The sequence below is a fragment of the Streptomyces sp. PA03-1a genome (assembly GCF_033792805.1).
In the GTDB taxonomy this organism is placed as follows: Bacteria; Actinomycetota; Actinomycetes; order Streptomycetales; family Streptomycetaceae; genus Actinacidiphila.
Genome location: NZ_JARAVO010000198.1, coordinates 1 through 18,255 on the forward strand (window position 1 = coordinate 1; position 18,255 = coordinate 18,255).

The 18,255-nt window shown below is 71.1% G+C and carries 13 protein-coding genes and 2 pseudogenes; 6 read left to right on the top strand and 9 right to left on the bottom strand.

The features are described 5' to 3' along the window. Nucleotides 1-119: 119 nt before the first annotated feature. Together PV341_RS33645 and PV341_RS33650 are read right to left on the bottom strand one after the other, a co-directional pair. Nucleotides 120-221, bottom strand: a pseudogene (locus tag PV341_RS33645) (IS982 family transposase); the annotation flags it as partial. Nucleotides 222-398: 177 nt separating this feature from the next. Further along, complete coding sequence (locus PV341_RS33650) at nucleotides 399-2,627, bottom strand: carbohydrate-binding protein (RefSeq protein WP_500359820.1); 2,229 nt, start codon at nucleotides 2,625-2,627, stop codon at nucleotides 399-401. A 427-nt stretch (nucleotides 2,628-3,054) separates the two neighbouring features. Between PV341_RS33650 and PV341_RS33655 the strand changes: the two genes are divergently transcribed. Continuing rightward, a complete protein-coding gene (locus PV341_RS33655) occupies nucleotides 3,055-6,084 on the top strand; it encodes a discoidin domain-containing protein (RefSeq protein WP_500359821.1) in 3,030 nt (1,009 codons plus the stop codon). A gap of 86 nt (nucleotides 6,085-6,170) precedes the next feature. Here PV341_RS33655 and PV341_RS33660 read toward each other — a convergent pair whose 3' ends face one another. Beyond that, nucleotides 6,171-7,079 (bottom strand): LysR family transcriptional regulator, encoded by a 909-nt coding sequence (locus PV341_RS33660; protein ID WP_500359822.1) that lies wholly within the window; start codon nucleotides 7,077-7,079, stop codon nucleotides 6,171-6,173. Between the two features lie 100 nt (nucleotides 7,080-7,179). Between PV341_RS33660 and PV341_RS33665 the strand changes: the two genes are divergently transcribed. The 4 genes and pseudogenes from PV341_RS33665 to PV341_RS33680 all read left to right on the top strand — a co-directional run bounded on the left by PV341_RS33665 (nucleotide 7,180) and on the right by PV341_RS33680 (nucleotide 11,186). Then, entirely contained in the window at nucleotides 7,180-8,235 is a 1,056-nt protein-coding gene (locus PV341_RS33665; RefSeq protein ID WP_500359823.1) for an NADP-dependent oxidoreductase, read from the top strand. Nucleotides 8,236-8,389: 154 nt separating this feature from the next. Then, nucleotides 8,390-8,626: pseudogene (locus PV341_RS33670) on the top strand (IS256 family transposase); the annotation flags it as partial. 146 nt (nucleotides 8,627-8,772) lie between these two features. Continuing rightward, complete coding sequence (locus PV341_RS33675) at nucleotides 8,773-9,498, top strand: ABC transporter ATP-binding protein (protein ID WP_500359827.1); 726 nt, start codon at nucleotides 8,773-8,775, stop codon at nucleotides 9,496-9,498. Further along, a complete protein-coding gene (locus PV341_RS33680) occupies nucleotides 9,495-11,186 on the top strand; it encodes a hypothetical protein (RefSeq protein WP_500359824.1) in 1,692 nt (563 codons plus the stop codon). Before PV341_RS33675 ends, PV341_RS33680 begins: the two co-directional genes overlap by 4 nt. A 150-nt stretch (nucleotides 11,187-11,336) precedes the next feature. Here the strand turns inward: PV341_RS33680 and PV341_RS33685 are convergent, their stop codons facing one another. From PV341_RS33685 to PV341_RS33695, 3 genes are all read right to left on the bottom strand, one after another. Further along, nucleotides 11,337-12,698, bottom strand: a complete 1,362-nt coding sequence (locus PV341_RS33685; RefSeq protein ID WP_500323727.1) for a vWA domain-containing protein — start codon at nucleotides 12,696-12,698, stop codon at nucleotides 11,337-11,339. After that, on the bottom strand, nucleotides 12,695-13,552 hold the full coding sequence (locus PV341_RS33690) for an AAA family ATPase (RefSeq protein WP_499516990.1): 858 nt from the start codon (nucleotides 13,550-13,552) through the stop codon (nucleotides 12,695-12,697). The genes PV341_RS33685 and PV341_RS33690 overlap by 4 nt, the downstream gene beginning before the upstream one ends. 635 nt (nucleotides 13,553-14,187) lie before the next feature. Continuing rightward, nucleotides 14,188-14,808 carry an L-threonylcarbamoyladenylate synthase gene (locus tag PV341_RS33695; protein ID WP_499515060.1) on the bottom strand — a complete coding sequence of 207 codons (621 nt, stop codon included), beginning with the start codon at nucleotides 14,806-14,808 and terminating at the stop codon, nucleotides 14,188-14,190. A gap of 139 nt (nucleotides 14,809-14,947) precedes the next feature. On the opposite strand from PV341_RS33695, the gene PV341_RS33700 reads away from it, so the two are divergent. After that, on the top strand, nucleotides 14,948-15,073 hold the full coding sequence (locus tag PV341_RS33700) for a hypothetical protein (protein ID WP_499515061.1): 126 nt from the start codon (nucleotides 14,948-14,950) through the stop codon (nucleotides 15,071-15,073). A gap of 36 nt (nucleotides 15,074-15,109) precedes the next feature. Here PV341_RS33700 and zwf read toward each other — a convergent pair whose 3' ends face one another. The 3 genes from zwf to PV341_RS33715 form a co-directional block, all read right to left on the bottom strand. Then, nucleotides 15,110-16,567 carry a glucose-6-phosphate dehydrogenase gene (zwf, locus tag PV341_RS33705; RefSeq protein ID WP_500359825.1) on the bottom strand — a complete coding sequence of 486 codons (1,458 nt, stop codon included), beginning with the start codon at nucleotides 16,565-16,567 and terminating at the stop codon, nucleotides 15,110-15,112. Between the two features lie 7 nt (nucleotides 16,568-16,574). Beyond that, a complete protein-coding gene (gene gnd, locus PV341_RS33710) occupies nucleotides 16,575-17,606 on the bottom strand; it encodes a phosphogluconate dehydrogenase (NAD(+)-dependent, decarboxylating) (protein ID WP_500323730.1) in 1,032 nt (343 codons plus the stop codon). Nucleotides 17,607-17,857: 251 nt separating this feature from the next. Further along, nucleotides 17,858-18,255: hypothetical protein (locus PV341_RS33715; RefSeq protein ID WP_500359826.1), on the bottom strand; the 398-nt coding region annotated here is incomplete at its 5' end.

An 18,255-nucleotide genomic window follows, 5' to 3' on the forward strand; every position in this document is an offset into this window, starting at 1 on the left:
AACGACGACCCCAAGCCCTTCGTCTGGACGAAAACCGCAGACGAAATCTTCGAACGCCTCGCCGGATATCTGAACCGAATCAACGACTCAGGACACTAGACGAGTAGTTCCGATGTGGCTCAGTGGTCGTAGGCGATCAGCGACCTGGTGATGGGTGCGCCGATAGTGCGGTTGTGTCAGATCGCGCAGGTCATGGCCAGGATTCGCTGGCGGACGGATACGGACGGCTGGACTGATCTGGACGGCACAAGACCCAGGTCGGGAATCCATCCCCCGACCTGGGCCTTTCCTCAACTGTCAGGAGTAGCCACGCCCCCAAGGGCGCTGCGTGGTCCGGCAGCGGCCTGCCGTCACTCCCCGCCGGTCGCCGGGGAGTGACGGCAGGCCGCAGGGAGCGTTTACGACAGCCGGAAGTAGTCGATGTTGAATCCGCCGGTCCCGCAGAAGAGCCTGACCGTCTGGTCTCCCGCCACGAGACTGACCGGCACGTGCACGGACTGGTACGAGCCCCAGCCGCCCGTGTCCGGCACCGACACCGTGGCCAGCGTCGCGCCCCTGCTGTCACGGAATGACAGTGCGCCCGGGACGGGCGCACCGGTGCCGGTGGCGACGCGCAGCTCCAGGTCGTAGGTGCCGGCGGTCGGGACGTCGACGGCGTAGTCGAGCCAGTTGCCGGGGGCGGTCCAGCCGACGTTCGCGCCGCCGCTGGCGGCGGGGTTGGACTCGATGAAGTTGGCGCCGCCGGCCGTCCAGCCGTGCTGGGCCGCGTACGACTCCGCTTCGATCCGCACTCCGACCGGTGCGCTGTGCGGGCGCACCGTGACGTGCAGGGTGACCTGGGTGTGCGCCGTGCCGTCGGTGGCGACCACTGTCACATCGTTCTCGCCGGCCACGGTCGGCTTGAGGGTCACCGTTCCCGTGGTGGGGTTGACGGTGACGCCGTCCGGGAGGTCGGTCGCGTAGAAGGCGAGGCGGTCGTCGTCGCGGTCGGTCGCCTTGAGGGGCACCTGCACCGTGCTGTACTGGTCGGCCACCACGTCGGGGACCGGGGCCAGTACGGGTGCCCGGTTGTGCGGGGGCCGGGGGATGCGCTGCTGCCAGCGGTAGGTGGCGTAGGAGTTGGCCGGGACCTTCACCACGAAGGACTTGTCGGCGAGGACGACCCGCACCGTGGTGTCGGTGCTGTTGGCGTTGCCGAGGACCGCGATGAACCTGTCGGTGCCGTGGCGGTAGACGACGTTGCTCACGGCGCTCGCCGTGGTGCTCGACTCCAGGCGTACGTCACCGGGCGTGAGGTACTTGGCGAACTGGCCCATGGCGTAGAGCTCGTCGCGGACGGTGAAGTCCTTGGTCGTGGTGTTCACCTTGACCAGGCGGTCGGGCCACTTGGTGGTCGCGGCGACCTCGTCCCAGTCGACGTTGTTGTCGCGTGCGGGCGTCCAGTGGAGCGTGCCGCCGTCCTGGTCGGTGGCCTGCGCCCACAGGATGTACGAGCTCGCGTCGAGGCGGAAGTAGTTCAGGATGGTGGCGGCGGACAGGTCGCTGGTCTCGGTCATGTGGACGGGCTTGCCGGTCTGCTCGAACGCGTCGCGCATGACCTTCGGGTCGCCCCAGTAGGGGTGGAAGGCGATGGCGTCGGTGGCGTTCAGGATCTGACGGCCGGTCACGGAGCCGTCCGGGGCGTCGTTGAAGATGCGGTAGTAGTTCTTGGTCGCGGTGCTGTTCGGGTCGCGCCAGTCCCAGAAGTTGAAGTCGTGGACGTACAGGCCCGTGTTCAGGTCGGCCTTGCGGAGGGCCTTCTTGATCGCGAGGGCGAGCTTCTGCTGCTGGGCGACGCTGATGTCCATGGCCGGGTAGACCACGTCCATGCCGGGCTCGTTCAGCAGGGTCAGCGCGTCGACGCGGATGCCGTGCCGGGCGTACGCCTGGACGAACTTGACGTAGTAGCGGGCGAAGACGTCGATGCAGTCGTCCCGGAGCTTGCCGACCTGGTAGTAGTCCGTGGTGCTTCCGGGCTTGAACGCGACCTCGCCCGTGAACCGGTTGTTGGTCTTCATCCACGCCGGGGCGCTCCACGCGGACGCGAAGAACGTGGCCTTCGGGTTGTAGCGCTGGATCAGCTTGATGGTGTCGACGATGTGCAGGTCGATGTCGCGCTGGATGGAGAAGTGCTTCAGCTGGAAGTCGTCGGTGACGCCTGCGGGGAGATCGTCCTCCGACCAGAAGGGCAGGTGCTCGATGAGGTCGGGGCTGCCGATCGTGAGGCGGAACCGGTTCAGGCCCGCCCCGGTCTTCGGGTCGACGAGCAGCCGGACGGCTTCCTCGCGCTTGGCGGGGGTGAGCTTCCACAGGTTGGAGACGCTGGTCTCGTCGAGGGAGAACCCGATGCCCGAGTACTTCTGGCGGGCGCTGCTGGGATCGACGACGACGGTCGCGTCCGTGGGGGTGCTCGTGCCGCTGGTGTCCGCGCTCGGTAAGGACTGCCACGCGTGGGCGGCCCCTGTGGAGTAGGTGCCCGTTACGGAGTCGGAGCCGTGGTGCGGTACGGCGGCCGGGGCCGCTGACTCGGTGCCGGCGAGAACGACCAAGGTGAGAGCCGCGGCTGTCCCGAAGAGGGAACGTCTCACGGTGCCTTCCTTCCTGAGGGGGTACCGGGTCGTGCGGGGTCCCGATCCCGCGCGGCCCGGCTGCTGACAGGGGTTCGCTCCGGATGCGCGAGCAGATCGAAACAGCCTGTCGGTGTTCTGTCAAGGCGTGAAAAAAGGCGTGAAGAAAGTGCCTCCGCGCCTCCTCGATGAGATCCGCAAGGCGCGCGAGCTGCCCGTATGTCTGTCGCCGTGTCAATCTTGCATGGCTGTGCCGAGAATTTGCTTGGCGTGTTCAGAACCTTGCGGGGCCTGGTGCCGGTCTGTACGTTCGGGGCGCCGGTTCTCCACGTTCCTGAAGGAGCCTCAGATGCGGGCGATCCCCAGACCTTCCCGTGGCAGCCGCCACGCCGGGCGCAGGTTAGTGACGATCGCGCTCGCAGCGGTCGGCACCTTATGCGTGCCGGCCGTGCCAGCCGGCGCCGCGCCCCACCGCGCCCCGGCGGCCGAGGCCTCAGACGTTGCCGCGGCCGGCGCGACGACGCCGTTCCGGATCTACGAGGCCGAGGCCGGCACGACGGGCGGGGGCGCCACCACCGTGTCCCTGACAGGGCCGCCCGCGACGCAATACTCCAGCGCCGCCCTCGAAGCGTCCGGCCACTCCTACGTGCACCTGAGCGGTACCGGGCACTCCGTCCAGTGGACGAACACCACCGGGGCGCCCATCAGCTTCCTCAACGTCCGGGCCAGCATCCCCGACTCAGCCTCCGGTGGCGGCACGACCGCGACGCTGAACCTGTACGTCAACGGGGTCTTCCGGCAGGCGCTCAACCTCAACTCCCAGCAGACCTGGGTCTACGAGGGCAACAACAACTACAACACCAGTGACAACCAGAACCCGGCCGACGGCAATCCGAGGGTCTTCTGGGACGAGTCGCACGCCTTCGTCACCGGCGCACCGATACCGGCAGGCGCCACGTTCTCACTCAAGAAGGACGCCGCCAACAGCGCGGCCTTCTACGACGTGGACTCCGTCGACGTGGAGAACCCCCCGGCGCCGCTCGCCCAGCCGGCGAACTCGATCTCGATCACCAGCTGCGGCGCCGTCCCGGACGACACCCCGACCAACGGCGCGGCCGCCCCCCAGTCCGTCGACAGCAGGGCCGCGATCCAAAGCTGCATCAACCAGGCCCAGTCGCAGGGCAAGACCCTCTGGATCCCGCAGGGCACCTTCTACGTGAAGGGCACCACCGGCCTGACCGCACAGGGGATCCGCATCGCGGGCGCCGGCCTGTGGTACAGCACGGTCTACCGCGACGTGCCGGTCCCCAACAGCACACCGCTCGCGGCGCTGTTCAACCTGACCTCCTGCACGGTGGAGAACTTCCACGTCGACGCCAACGCCGTCAGCCGCAGCACCATCGGTGGCGACGGCGGCGCGATGGACACCACCGGCACCAACTGGGTCGCCGACGGCATCTGGACCCAGCACACCATGTCCGGCTTCTGGGCCTCGGGCACCGGCGGCACCGTCCGCGACAGCCGACTGACGGCGATCTGGGCGGACGGCATCAACGTCAACAACGTGTCACTCAGCGCCGACACCGGCAACGACCTCACCGTCACGAACAACTTCGTCCGCGGCACCGGCGACGACGCCATCGCCATCAACTCCGTCCACTACAACACCAATGGCGACGGCTCCCAGACGTTCTACCAACCGATGACGAACGTCACCGTGAGCGGCAACACCTCGATCGCACCGTGGGGCGGCAAGGGCATCGGGATCTACGGCGGCAGCGGCCACCACGTGAGCGGCAACTACATCAGCGACACCGCCCGCTACATCGGCCTGGGCGCCGGCCGGTTCGGTGTCAACGGCAGCGACCTGCTGTCCGCGACGGTCTCCGACAACACCGTCGTCCGCTCCGGCGGCAACGCCTACAGCCAAGGTCAGCCCGCCCTCCACATCGGCAACGGCGGCGACGGACAGAACACCGGCATCGTCGACAACGTCACCGCCACCAGTAACACCGTCGTGGACTCGCTCTACGACGGGATCGGCTTCTCCACCTCGACCGACACCCTGCTGCAGAACAACACCGTCACCACCCCCGGCCGCAACGGCATCGCGATCTCGCCGCCCTTCTACCCCGCGCCGACCGGCTCCGCCGCCATCACCGGAAACACCGTCACCGGCCTGCGCTCCGGAGCCACGGCCTTCGTCAACAACTCCAGCGGCTTCACCGCCACACTGAGCGGCAACACCTGGGAGCCCCCGGCGCCCGAAGGCCCCTACGGCGGCACCCCCGCCGCGATCCCCGGCACCGTCCAGGCCGAGAACTACGACACCGGCGGCCAGGGCGTCGCCTACAACGTCACCAGCGTCAACGGCAACGCCAACGGCTATCGGGCCGACGGTGTCGACCTCGAGGCCACCTCGGACACCGGCGGCGGCCACAACCTCGGCTGGACCAGCGGCGGGCAGTGGTTCCGCTACACCGTCGACGCCGCCACGGCTGGAACGTACACGGTGGGACTGCGTCTGGCGGCCCCCGCAGCGGTGACCGGCGCGCTGCACCTGTCCAGCGCCTCCGGCGCCAACCTCACCGGCGCCGTCGACATACCCGCCACCGGCGGCTGGCAGACCTGGGCCACCGTCACCGCGCGGGTCACCCTGCCCGCGGGCCGCCAGATCCTCACCCTCCACCAGGACAACGGCGGCTGGAACGCCAACCACCTCACCTTCACGGCCGGGGGCAGCCCGCCGCCGGCCAGTCTCTCGGCGTCCCCCGCCTCGCTCACCTTCGGCGGGCAGGCGTTGAACACCACCAGCGCCGCGCAGTCCGTCACCGTCACCAACTCCGGCGCCGTCACCGCTTCGATCTCCTCGATCACGGCGGGCGGTGACTTCGCACAGACCAACACCTGCGGCTCGTCCATCGCCGCCGGAGCCTCCTGCGCGATCAGCGTCACCTTCACCCCGACGGCCTCCGGCACCCGCACGGGTACGGTCACCGTCACCGGCAACGCGGCCAACAGCCCCACCACCATCGCGCTGTCGGGCACCGGAACCGGCGGCGAGGCCGTCAACCTGGCCGCGGGGCGGCCGACGACCGAGTCGAGCCACACCGATGTCTACCCCTCGTCGAACGTGACCGACGGCTCCCAGTCCACCTACTGGGAGAGCGTCAACAACGCGCTTCCGCAGTGGGTCCAGGTCGACCTCGGGTCGGCGCGCAGCGCGTCCAGGATCGTGCTGCAACTGCCCGCGGGCTGGGGCGCACGGACCCAGACCCTGTCCGTGCTGGGCGGCACCGACGGCACCAACCTCACCACCGTCAAGGCCTCGGCGGCCTACACCTTCGACCCGGTGACCCACAACACCGTCACGATCACCTTCCCCGCCACCACCCAGCGCTACTTCCGCCTGAACATCGGCGCCAACACCGGCTGGCCGGCCGGACAGATCTCGGAGTTCCAGATCTGGACCACCTGATCGCCCCTCGGGCTCCCCGCCGGACGCTCCCGCCCCCGGACCGCTCCCATGCGCCCGGTGGCGGGAGCGCCCGTGTCCCCGTTACGTCAGCGCTTACCGCCGGTTCCACTCGGGGTCGCCGCCCGCAGCTCCCTCACCAAGGCGCGCACGACGGCGGATCCGGCCAGTTCGGACGTGGTGACGTAGCCGACCCGGCGGGTCGGGCGGGCGGGGCCGAGGTCGGAGATCTCGACGGAGTCCGGTGCTCCGACCAGGGAGAGCGCCGGCATGATCGCCATCCCGTGGCCTCCGCTCACCAAGGACAGCACCGCGCCGTCGTCCTCGGCCTCGACGGTCGCCTGCGGGATCCAGTCTTGCGCGGACCACCACGCGCGGGTGTACGAGCCGCAGTTCTCGGCCCAGTCGACCAGCGGAAGCGAACGCGGGGCGGCGTGACCCCTCGCGTGCACCAGGGCGTACGGCTCCTCCAGGAGTCCGCCCGCGACCAGACCCGGTGGAAGCGGTACGGAGCCGCCCAGGGTGGCAAGGGCTATGTCGGCCTTCCCGTCGGCCACTTCGCCCGCGGTGCCACGCCCCACCTCGCGTACGATCCGCACCTGCGGCTCGATCCCGGGGTGCCGGGCGCGCAGCCGCCGCAGCACGGGCGGCAGCAGGTGGAGAGCCGCGCTGCGGAAGGCCGCGATCCGCAGCGGGCCCGCCGCGGCGTCGGGCCGGCCCGCGCCGCGCGCCTCGGTGGTCAGGACGTCCAGCAGGCGGAGGACGCGGCGGGCGTGCGCGACGGCCTTCTCCCCGGCAGGAGTGGGGCGGGCGCCGGTGCGGCCGCGCTCGAAGAGGACGGCCCCGATCTTGCGCTCGCTGCCGCGCACCGAGTGGGAGACCGCGGACTGGGTCAGCCCGAGGGTGCCGGCCGCGGCCGAGAAGCCGCCGGTGTCCGCGACCGCCACCAGGACGCGCAGTTCGTGCGGGGCGAGATCGGAGTCGGTTGTACGGGCCACGGGGCGTTCACCTCAGCGTATGAGAGCTGGTCATGGAACGGTGCGTCGCATGAGCCCAACCGGCTGCCCAGGCGGCGCATTCCCGTCCTACCGTCCGGTCATGAACGAGACCGCGCTCACCGTGCACCAGACCGCCCGCCCGCACGGCTTCCCCACCGCCGGGCACTTCGCCGTCGTCGAGTCCACGCTTCCCGAGCCCGCGGCCGGCAGCGCGCTCGTGGAGAACCTCTACTGGTCCGTCGACCCCTACCACCGCGAGATGATGGACGACGTGCCCGGCGGCTTCGCGCTCCACGCACCCCTGGAGGGCCGCACCATCGGGCGGGTGACCGCCTCGCGCACGCCTGCGCTGGCCGAGGGCGAGATCGTGTTCCACCGGCAGGGCTGGCGCACGCACGCGGTGGTCACGCCCGAGGAGATCCGGCGGCTGCCGCGCTTCGACGGAGTGCCCCTGACCGCGTACTTGAGCACCCTCGGCGGCACCGGCCTGACCGCCTACGTGGGCCTGACCCGGATCGCCCGGCTCCAGGAGGACGAGGACCTGTTCGTGTCGGCCGCCGCGGGCGGCGTCGGCACGGCGACCGGGCGGTTCGCCAGACTGCTCGGCGCCGGACGGCTCGTGGGCAGCGCGGGCTCGTCGGCGAAGGCCGGACACCTCATGGGGGAGGTGGGCTACGACGCCGTCTTCGACTACCACGACGGGCCCGCCGCCGACCTCCTCGGCAAGGCCGCGCCTGACGGCATCGACGTGTTCGTCGACAACGTCGGCGGCGAGCAGCTGGCCGCGGCGGTGGGAGCGCTGCGCGAGTTCGGGCGCATCGTCCGCATCGGCACGATCAGCCAGTACAACACCCCCGACGCGCCGCCGCCGCGCTTCAACCACGCGGACATCGTGGAGAAGAGCATCCGCATGGAAGGCTTCCTGGTCCGCAACTACCGCGATCTGCAGGACGAGTTGTACGAGTTCGCGGTGCCGCATCTGCAAAGCGGCCGACTCGCCCTGGACGAGACGGTCGTCGACGGTTTCGAGCACATCGTGGACGCGTTCCTGGGAATGCTGCGCGGCGAGAACACCGGCAAGATCATCATCCGGGACCGCACGCAAGCCCCGCGGCGCACCTGCGGTGGGGAGGGCTCCAGTGGTGCGGTGCGATGAGCCGGCGGACGCTGTCCGGGCCCCATGAACCCGGGGCGTAGAGCTCGTACCGGGGGCGGGTTCTCCAGCAGCGGGGTGGACGCCTCCCACAGGCGCTCGATGCCGTAGGTGCCTCGCCGAGGGACTTGCCCGACCGCAGGGAGAAGGGCCCCCGGGCGAGCGCGGGCGGATCTCCTCGGCGATCCTGCCGCCGTGGTGCCGCAAGTCTCCGAAGGCCGCTGAGGTCCTGCCGCTGCTCTACCCGCACGGACTGCCCACCCGGAATTTCGTGCCCGCGCCGGAGAGGTCCTCAGCTCCGCCGCCGGACCGTCGTCGGCCACCGTCGACCGGCTGAGCGCAGTGGCAAGCCGACCACCAGGTCCTCAGGGACCGGGACCTCTCACAGACGGACTCGGCGGCGCCCTGAACGCGGAGTGACCAAAGACACCCAGCGGTCCGCCGGCCGGCCGGAGCATGGACAATGGCCGGGCCGCTCCGGGCCGTCGTCCCGAGGTCGAAGCGGGGACAGCGTTCGTGGTTGACGAGAGGCCCGGCGACATGGGTGCACCACCATTGCTAGAGCTCAGCGGCGTCAGCCGGGTCTACGGCAAGCGCACGGCGCTGGCCACGATGAACCTGCGACTGCGGTCCGGGAAGTGCGTGGCGCTGCTCGGCCACAACGGCTCGGGCAAATCGACACTGCTGCGCATAGCGGCCGGTCGGGACAGGCCGAGCACCGGCACGGTGACGTTCGACGGCAAGCCGATGAACGAGAACGACCCGGCGGTCCGGGCCCGGGTGGCGGTGGTCGGCGACACCGCGGCCTGTTACCCCGACCTGACCGTGCGCGAGCATCTGCAGCTGGTGGCGGTGGCCCACGGGGTGGAGGACGCCGGCGACTGGATCGGCCACGTGCTGGCCGAGCGGAAGCTGACCGACCACGCCGACGCGCTGCCCGGGGCACTGTCCTCCGGGCAGCTTCAGTCCCTGCTGCTGGCCTCCGCGATGGTCCGGCCGCGTGACCTGCTGCTGCTGGACGAGCCGGAACAGCGACTGGACCCGGGCGCGCGGCGGCAGCTCGCGGACCTGATCAAGAAGGAGACCGCGGAAGGCGTCGCCGTGCTGCTGGTCACACACCACGGAGAACTGGCCCGGGCGGTCGCCGACCGGGTGCTGGTCCTCAGCGACGGCAAGGTGGTGGCCGACGGCCACCCGGACAAGGTGCTCGCCACCGGCACCGACGGACTGACCTGGCTGGCCGAGAACCCGGACGGTGCCCGGTGACCACCCTCGCCGAGGAGACCGAGGGGACCGGCGAGCACTCCGCGGCCTGGTCCGACGAGGACGACTGGACGCGGGAGACGCTGCGGCTCGTCCGTGACCTGCGCACCCCGCACCGCCGCAAGAAGACCGGCCAGATCGCCTACACCCTGTACTGCGTGGCGCTGCTCCTCGTGGTGTGGGGAGCGCTGCCGAGCATGGGGCTGTTCCTCGAGAAGTCGATGGGCGCCGACTACTCCGGTCACGGACCGGCGATCCTGGCCGCGCTGCCGGCCGGGTCCTGCGCGCTGGGGCTGGGATGGCTGCTGGTCGCGGCCTGGGACGCCCAGTGGCGCGGGCCGGTGGTGCCGCCGCGGGAGACCGTGGACTGGCTGCTGGCCCAGCCGGTGGACGTCGCCCGGGTGCTGCGGCCGTGGTCCTGGGGGTCGGCCGCGATCTCCGGCGGAGCCGGGCTGCTGGTCTCGGCGATCGGCATGGTCGCGCTGGGCCTGACGGTCGGTGTGGGGCTGCCGGCCGCGTTCGGCTGGTGCCTGCTGGGCGGCTGCGGTCTGCCGCTGCTGGCGACCGCGCTGGCCACCGCGGTGGAAGGCAGCGAGCGGGTGGCCCGCTGGGCCCGGCTGGCCACTCCGTACGTCGGTATGGCGGTGCTGGCGCTGGTGGCGCAGACCGTGCTGGCGGTCAGCGGCGACCGGCTGCCGGGACTGGAACGGGTGGAGCTGTGGTCCGGGCCCTGGGGCTGGGCCGGGCTGGCCGCGCTGGCCCCCACGCCGGCCGCGCTGCCGGGCGGCTGGGCCGCGGGCGTCCTGCTGGCGGTGGTGGTGGCCGGCGCGTTGGCTGCGGCACACCGCTTCACCGGGTCGCTGGCGCTGTCCGCGGTACGGCGGCGTTCGCGGACCGCGACCGGGGTGATGGCCGCGCTGCGCACGGTGGAGTTCCGTACCGCGCGGCAGGCGGTGGCCGGGGTCACCGGCGGGGGCCGGTCGACGCGATGGCGGTTGCCGGCGCCCCGTCGGGCGGAACTGGCCGTGCCGTGGCGGGACACACTCGCGTTGCTGCGGACTCCGGGCCGTCTGGGCCGGGCCGTGGTGCTGGGAGTGGTTGCCGTGCTGGGTGCGGTGCTGGCGGCCTCGGCGCACGGCGGGTCGGGCGTGACGGCGGCGCTGGCCTCACTGGCCTTCGGCTACTGGTCGCTGACCCAGCTGATGGAGCCGGCCCGGGTGGAGACCGACGACACGCGGCGCGGGTCGTGGGCGCCCTATCCCTACCGGGGCCTGATGCTGCGGCACACGGCGCTTCCCGTCGTGCTGGGGCTGGTGGGCGCGCTGGTGGCGGCGGGGGTGCTGGCTGCGGAGGGTGCGGGGGCCCGCGCGTTGCTGGCACCGGCCCTGGTGCCGCCGCTGGTGGGCGCTTCGCTGGTGAACGCCTGCCGGGGGGCGACCAAGCACCATCTGCTGATGTCGTCGGCCCAGTCCCCCACGGGCAGCATGGGCCCGGTGCTGTTCCTGGGCTGGTACGGCGCCGGGGCGCTGGCGGCGGTGGTCATGCTGGTCGTCCCGTTCCTGACCGCGCTGCATTCCGGCTCGGGCGCCTCGATCGTCACCGCTGTCGTGGCAGGCGGCCTGGCGACGGTGATCATGGTGCGCTGGGCGGTCACGCGGATCGGGAACCTGACGGCTCCCTTGGCGGACTGACAGGGGTGCGGGCGGCCTGCGCCGCCCGCACCCCTCACGTCAGGTGGTTTCCCGGCGCCCGGCGGGCAGCAGGTCCAGGCCACCGCGTACACCGTCGAAGGTCCCGTGCAGCACCGCCGTGCGGATGCCCTCAGTGGAGCGGCGGCTTGATCAGACCGGCAGCAGGCGGGCGATCAGGGTGCTGAGCTGGTGGGCGTTGCGGCACTCGTGCATCTCGACCAGCTCGGAGTAGGCGAGTGCGGCCGAATCGCCCGTGCCCCACTGGGCGCGGTGCTCGGGGTTCAGCCAGTGGACACGGCGGGCCCGCCTGACGATGTCCCGCACGGCTGGAAGGTTCGGGTCGCTCATGTTCGTCCTGGCGTCACCGAGGACGAAGACCGTGGTGCGCGGGCCGACCGCCTCGCCGTACCGCTCGTCGAACTCGCCCAGCGCCGTGCCGTAGTCACTGCTCCCGTGCCAGCCTGTGAGTGCCGCCTCGGACCTGATGCGCGCGCTCAGGGCCTCGGGGGCGGCCGCGCCGTACTCCAGCAGGCGGGTCACCTCGTCGATCCGGTTGACGAAGGCGAATGCCCTTACCTTGCTGAACTGCTCGTGCAGCGCCTGCACCAGCAGCAGCGTGAAGTTCGAGAAGCCCGACACCGAGCCCGACACATCGCACAGCAGCACCAGTTCGGGGCGAACGGGACGCCGCTTGCGCAGCACGAGCCGCATCGGCACGCCGCCCGTCGACAGTGAAGCCCGCGAGGTCCGCCGCAGGTCGACGGACCCGCGCGCGGCGCTGCGGCGGCGGGAGGCAAGCCGGGTGGCCAGTTTGCGGGCGAGCGGCTGAACCGCCCTGCGGAGCTCCGCCAGCTGGGCCTGCCCGGCGACGAGGAAGTCGACCTGGTCCGCGGTCGGCGCCAGCGCCCGCCGGGCGATCTCGTCGACGGCCCGCCGCTCGGCGACCCGGCGCCGTGCCTCCGTGGCGACCTGTCCGCGGAACGCCTCGATGCGCCGGCGGATCTCGTCCTCCAGCAACCGGTCGGCGAACCCCGCCGGGCCGGTCCGTGCCCGGATGCTGTCGCGCGCGCGGGCCAGGAGTGTCTGGGGCCGGACCCGCTCGAGCGTCTGATACGACGACCATCCCCCCGACGCAGGGGAGGAGCCGTACCCGCCGAATCCGTCGACCGCCTCGGCGGCCAATCGGCCGAGCATCGCCTCGTCGCCCGCGGCGAGGGCGGCCGCGATACGGTCGCGCAGATCACCCAGGTCCGCGGGCGTGTCCGTACTCGGCGCCCCGACGCCGTGAGGAAAGTACAGGTCGAAGACCCCGTCGAACACCGCCCGCTGCCCCGTGCCGTGCAGCAGCGTCGCGGCCAGCCCCTCACGCAGCCGCTCGCGATCGGCCAGGCCGAGCGCCGCCACCGCCTGTGCCGCGTCCACGGTCTCCCCGGTGCCGACGCGGATGCCGTGCGCGCGCAGTGCCGCGACAAGCCCCGTCAAGCGCCCCTCGACACCCGTCGGCGCACTCACAGAGTGTCCAGGTCGAGCTTGGCGGCCGCCTTCGCGATGTCCTCCTGATGCTTGAGGATCACGCCGAGACTGTCGCGCACGACGGTCTCGTCGAGTGTGTCCGCACCGAGCGCGAGGAGCGTGCGCGCCCAGTCGATGGTCTCGGCGACCGACGGCACCTTCCGCAGGTCCATCGCGCGAAGGGCACCGACCACCCGCACCACGGATTCCGTCAGCGACTGCCCCAGCCCCGGAACCTTCAGCCGTACGATGCGCCGCTCCAGCTCCTGGTCCGGAAAGCCGATGTGCAGGAAGAGGCAACGGCGGCGCAGCGCCTCGGACAGCTCGCGGCTGGCGTTCGAGGTGAGGACGACGAACGGGCGGCGTTCGGCGCTGATCGTGCCCAGTTCCGGGATGGTGATCTGGAAGTCGCTGAGCACTTCCAGCAGCAGTCCCTCCACTTCGACGTCGGCCTTGTCGGTCTCGTCGATGAGGAGCACCTTCGGGTCGTTGCCGCGGATGGCGGTCAGCAACGGACGGGCCAGCAGGAACTCCTCGCTGAAGATGTCCGTGCGCGTCTCGTCCCAGGTTTCGTCGCGGCCCGCACTGATGCGCAGGAGCTGCTTGGCGTGGTTCCACTCGTACAGGGCCCGTGCCTCGTCGACGCCTTCGTAGCACTGCATCCGGACGAGCCGTGCTCCGGCGACCTGGGCGACGGCCTTCGCGAGTTCCGTCTTGCCGACCCCGGCGGGGCCCTCCACGAGGAGCGGCTTGCCGAGGCGGTCCGCGAGGAAGACGGTCGTGGCGACCGCGGGCGACGCCAGGTATCCGGTCTCGGCGAGGCGTGCGGAGACGTCGTCGACGGATGTGAACAGCATCGGGGTCTCCAGCTCGGTGAGCACACGTTCGGACGCACTATCTAAGCGCTTGTTCAGCGGTGTGTCACGTGCCCGCCGGCCCCCTCGGGTCCGCCCGCCCCGTGGTCCGTCGCCACTGCTCCGGACCGGTGGGCGAGAAAGAAGCGCTCCCGATGTCCTCGACTCTCCGCAACGGTACGCCGTGCACTTGCGCCCCGAGGACGTGCACGCGGCGCTGCCGCTCGACGTGGGGCCCGCCGCCTCGTCCCCCTGGGATCCGCCGCTCGCCGCGGCCATGGCCCAACTCCGGGTCCACTGTCCCGTCTCAGTGAAGTTTGACCGTTCTCACTGAAGTTTGACCGGTGCCCTGCGTTCGCGGCTGTTGAGGCCGCGAGGGGCGGGGCGACGGTGGCTACACCTGCGCGGGCAATCGGTGATGAGGCCCCGCGTACCCTAGCTGGGCCCTGACCTGCAGTGACTGCTACGCGTCGGGGGTGCCGTCCTCGGTCGTGATGGCGACGGCTGTTCCCTGTACGGCGGTCATGCTGAGAAGCCTCTTAAGGAATCAGCGGCGGGAGGCTGGTGCCATCGGCGCGGCATGCATGTCTCATGCTGCAGGCAAGATCCATACCTTCGTGACCGGCCTCGTGGCCTCACTCGAACCGCGAGGTGTCTCCCGCGCCCCGCCGTACGATCTCTGCCGCGCCGCCGGAGAAGTCGACTACCGTCGTCGGCTCGGTGCCGCAGTCCCCGGAGTCGACCACGGCGTCCACCACGTGATCGAGCCGGTCCTTGATCTCCCAGCCCTGGGTCATCGGCTCCTCCTCGTCCGGCAGCAGCAGTGTGCTGGACAGCAGCGGCTCGCCCATTTCGGCCAGCAGCGCCTGGGTGACCACATGGTCCGGGATGCGCACACCCACGGTCTTCTTCTTCGGGTGCAGCAGCTTGCGCGGCACCTCACGGGTGGCCGGGAGGATGAAGGTGTAGCTGCCGGGCGTGGACGCCTTCACGGCCCGGAACACGTCGTTGTCCACCTGCACGAACTGGCCCAGCTGCGCGAAGTCCCGGCACATCAGCGTGAAGTGGTGCCGGTCGTCGAGGTGGCGGATCGAACGGATCCGGTCCATGCCGTCCCTGCTGCCCAGCCGGCAGCCCAGCGCGTAACAGGAGTCGGTGGGGTATGCGATGAGTGCTCCCGACCGCACCGCGTCGGCGACCTGGGCGATGCTGCGCGGCTGGGGGGTCTCGGGGTGCACGTCGAAGTACTTCGCCATCTGCCGAGCTTATGCCGTACCCGGGTCCGCACTCGCGGGGCCGCGCCCCGTCGTCGCAACTACCGCTTCGGACACGGACAAGACCTGCCACCCACGCTCCTGGAAGCCGCAGCCAGCAGCTGTGTCAGGTGAAACTTCGATGAGACGAACAGCTCAGTCGTCAATCTTCGGTGAGACCGGTGCATCTTCGCTGAGACAGGACAGCCCCGTCGAGGAGGAGGCGGTGCTGGACGTCCTGCTGGACGGCCTCGCGTCGGCAAGGTGAGCGTGGATGCGCCTCAGGGGCGGCACGCCGTGCCGCTCACCTGCGGTGGGGAAGGCTCCAGTGGTGCGGTGCGATGAGCCGCCGGACGCTGTCCGGGCCCCAGGAGCCCGGGGCGTAGAGCTCGACCGGGGGCGGGTTCTCCAGCAGCGGGGTGGACGCCTCCCACAGGCGCTCGATGCCGTCGGAGCGGGTGAACAGGGACTGGTCGCCCAGCATCGCGTCCAGGAGGAGGCGTTCGTAGCCCTCGAGCGCGTGCATGGTGTTGAAGGAGTCGGCGTAGCCGAAGACCATCTCCGCGGTGCTCAGGCGCATGGCGGGGCCGGGTTCCTTCACCAGGAAGGAGGTGGTGATGCGGCCCGGGTCGTCGAAGTCGATCACCAGCGCGTTGCTCCGGGTCTCGGAGCCGCCCCGCGCGGCCAGCGGGAACATGCGCAGGGCCGGTTCCCGGAAGCCGAGCGTCACGACGTGCCGTGCCTCGCCGAGGGACTTGCCCGACCGCAGGTAGAAGGGCACCCCGGCCCAGCGCCAGTTGTCGATCCCGACGCGCAGGGCGACGAAGGTCTCGGTGTCCGAGGCGGGATCCACGCCCGGCTCGGCCCGGTACCCCTCGTACTGTCCGCGCACGACATGGGCCGGGTCGATGGGCTGCAGCGACTCGAAGACCTTCTCCTTCTCGTCCCGCAGGGACTGTGCCTGGAGTGCCGTGGGCGGCTCCATGGCCACGAATCCCAGGAGCTGGAAGAGGTGGGTGACGATCATGTCCCGGAACGTGCCGGTGCCCTCGAAGAACTGCGCGCGGCCCTCGATGCTGATGCTCTCCGGCACGTCGATCTGCACATGGCTGATGTGGTCGCGGTTCCAGATCGGCTCGAAGAGGCCGTTGGCGAAGCGCAGGGCGAGGATGTTGTCGACCGACTCCTTGCCGAGGAAGTGGTCGATGCGGAAGACCCGGGACTCGTCGAAGACGGCGTGGATCGAGGCGTTGAGCGCGCGGGCCGAGGCGAGGTCCGTGCCGAAGGGCTTCTCCACGATCACCCGGGCGTTGTCGGAGAGTCCGCTCGCCCCGAGCGTCTCGATCACGGAGGTGAAGGCGCTCGGCGGTACCGCGAGGTGGAACAGCCGCCGCGGGCTGCCCCCGATCGCCCGCTCGGCCTCCCGTACGGCCGCGAGCAGCGGCCCGGCGGCGCCGGGATCGCACGCACCGAACGACAGGGCGGCCTCGAACTCCTCCCACGCGCGGCCCTGGGGCTTGGAGCGGCCGAACTCGGCGACCGCGTCACGGGCGTGCTTGCGGAAGTCCTCGTCGCTCAGCGTGCTCTTGGCGGGCGCCGAGCCGACGATCCGGTAGCGGGCCGGCAGCAGCCCCGCCTTGGCGAGGTGGAAAAGACCGGGCAGCAGCTTGCGGCGGGCGAGGTCGCCGGTCGCGCCGAACAGCACCACCACGTGGTCCTCGGGGACCGGACCGTGACCGGGTGAGGGGGAACGATGGGACACGGCGCCTTCACCCGCTCTTCTCGGCGTGGCCGCCGAACTCGCCGCGCATCGCGGACAGCACCTTGTCGCCGAACTCGCCGAGCCCGCGCGAGGCGTACCGCTCGGCCAGCGAGGCGCTGATGACGGGGGCGGGCACGCTCTCGTCGATCGCCGCCTGGACCGTCCAGCGGCCCTCTCCGGAGTCCGAGACCCGGCCGGTGAACTGGTCCAGCTGCGGCGAGCGGGCCAGCGCGTCGGCGACGAGGTCGACCAGCCAGGAGCCGATCACCGAGCCCCGCCGCCACACCTCGGCGACCTCGGCCACGTCGATCTCGTACTGGTACGCCTCGGGCTCGCGCAGCGGCGCCGTCTCGGCGTCGACGGCCCTGCGGCCGAGCCCCGCGTCCGCGTGCCGGATGATACTGAGGCCCTCGGCGATGGCGGCCATCATCCCGTACTCCACCCCGTTGTGGACCATCTTCACGAAGTGGCCAGCCCCGCTCGGCCCGCAGTGGAGGTAGCCCTCCGGCGCGGTCCCGTCGGACCTGGTCCTGCCGGGCGTGGGCTCGGCGTTCCCGCGGCCGGGCGCGATGGTGCGGAAGATCGGGTCCAGCCGCGCGACCGGCTCGTCCTCACCGCCGATCATCAGGCAGTATCCGCGCTCGAGCCCCCAGACGCCGCCGGACGTGCCGCAGTCGACGTAGTGGATCCGATGCGGGGCGAGCTGCCGGGCGCGGGCCATGTCGTCGCGGTAGTACGAGTTGCCGCCGTCGATGACGGTGTCGTCGGGGTCCAGCAGCGCGGTGAGCTCGTCGAGCGTCGACTGCACGACCCCCGCCGGGAGCATCAGCCACACGTTGCGGGGCGGCGCGAGCTTCTCCACGAACTCCTGGAGCGAGGCGGCGGCCGTCGCCCCCTCCTTCTCCAGTTCCAGCATGGCGTCGCGGTTGAGGTCGTGGACGACGCATGGATGGCCGTCGCGCATCAGCCGGCGCACGAGATTGGCGCCCATGCGTCCGAGGCCGATCATGCCGAGTTGCACGGGTGAGTCGGTGGCCATCGTCGGTTTCCCCGTTCCTCGGCGGCCTTCACGGGCTGAAGGTCCTGTCGTCCCTCACCTCAGGGCGGTTCCATGGGAATCTACCGAACTCGGACATATGGTGCGATGAAAGGAGCGCCGTCCATGGGGCGGGATGCGACGGCTTTGACCTGCGATTCCCCTGCGCGCCGGGGGCTCCGCCAGGTGAGGAACGCCGCTGCCGCGCTGCGCCGTCCCGGTGACGCACCCGTTGCCGCGCGCAGCGGTACGCGTCAGCGCGCGACGGCGCAGTTCCGCCAGACCGTGGCCAGGGCCCGGGGGATCTGCGGGATCGCGCGGCAGCCGCTCTCGCTCGCGGGGAAGCCGTCGGTGGCGACGTAGGCCCAGTTGGTTCCCGAGGTGGCGCGGAAGTACTTCATGGCGCTGCCCTCGTCCTGCAGGTTCACCAGCTCGCCCTCGGTCGCACCCTGGGTGGGCTGGAACCGGGTGGCGGCGTAGCGGACGGTGCCGCACTGGCCGAAGAAGAACCGCTGCGGCTCCGGCTCGATGTGCACGAAGCGCGGGAAACCGCGCTGGTACGCCCGCGTCACCGCGGCCTTGACCTCACCGCTGACGGTCAGGTTGCGGCAGCCGGGGACGGAGGCGGGCGCCTGCCGGGTGCTGGGGGAGG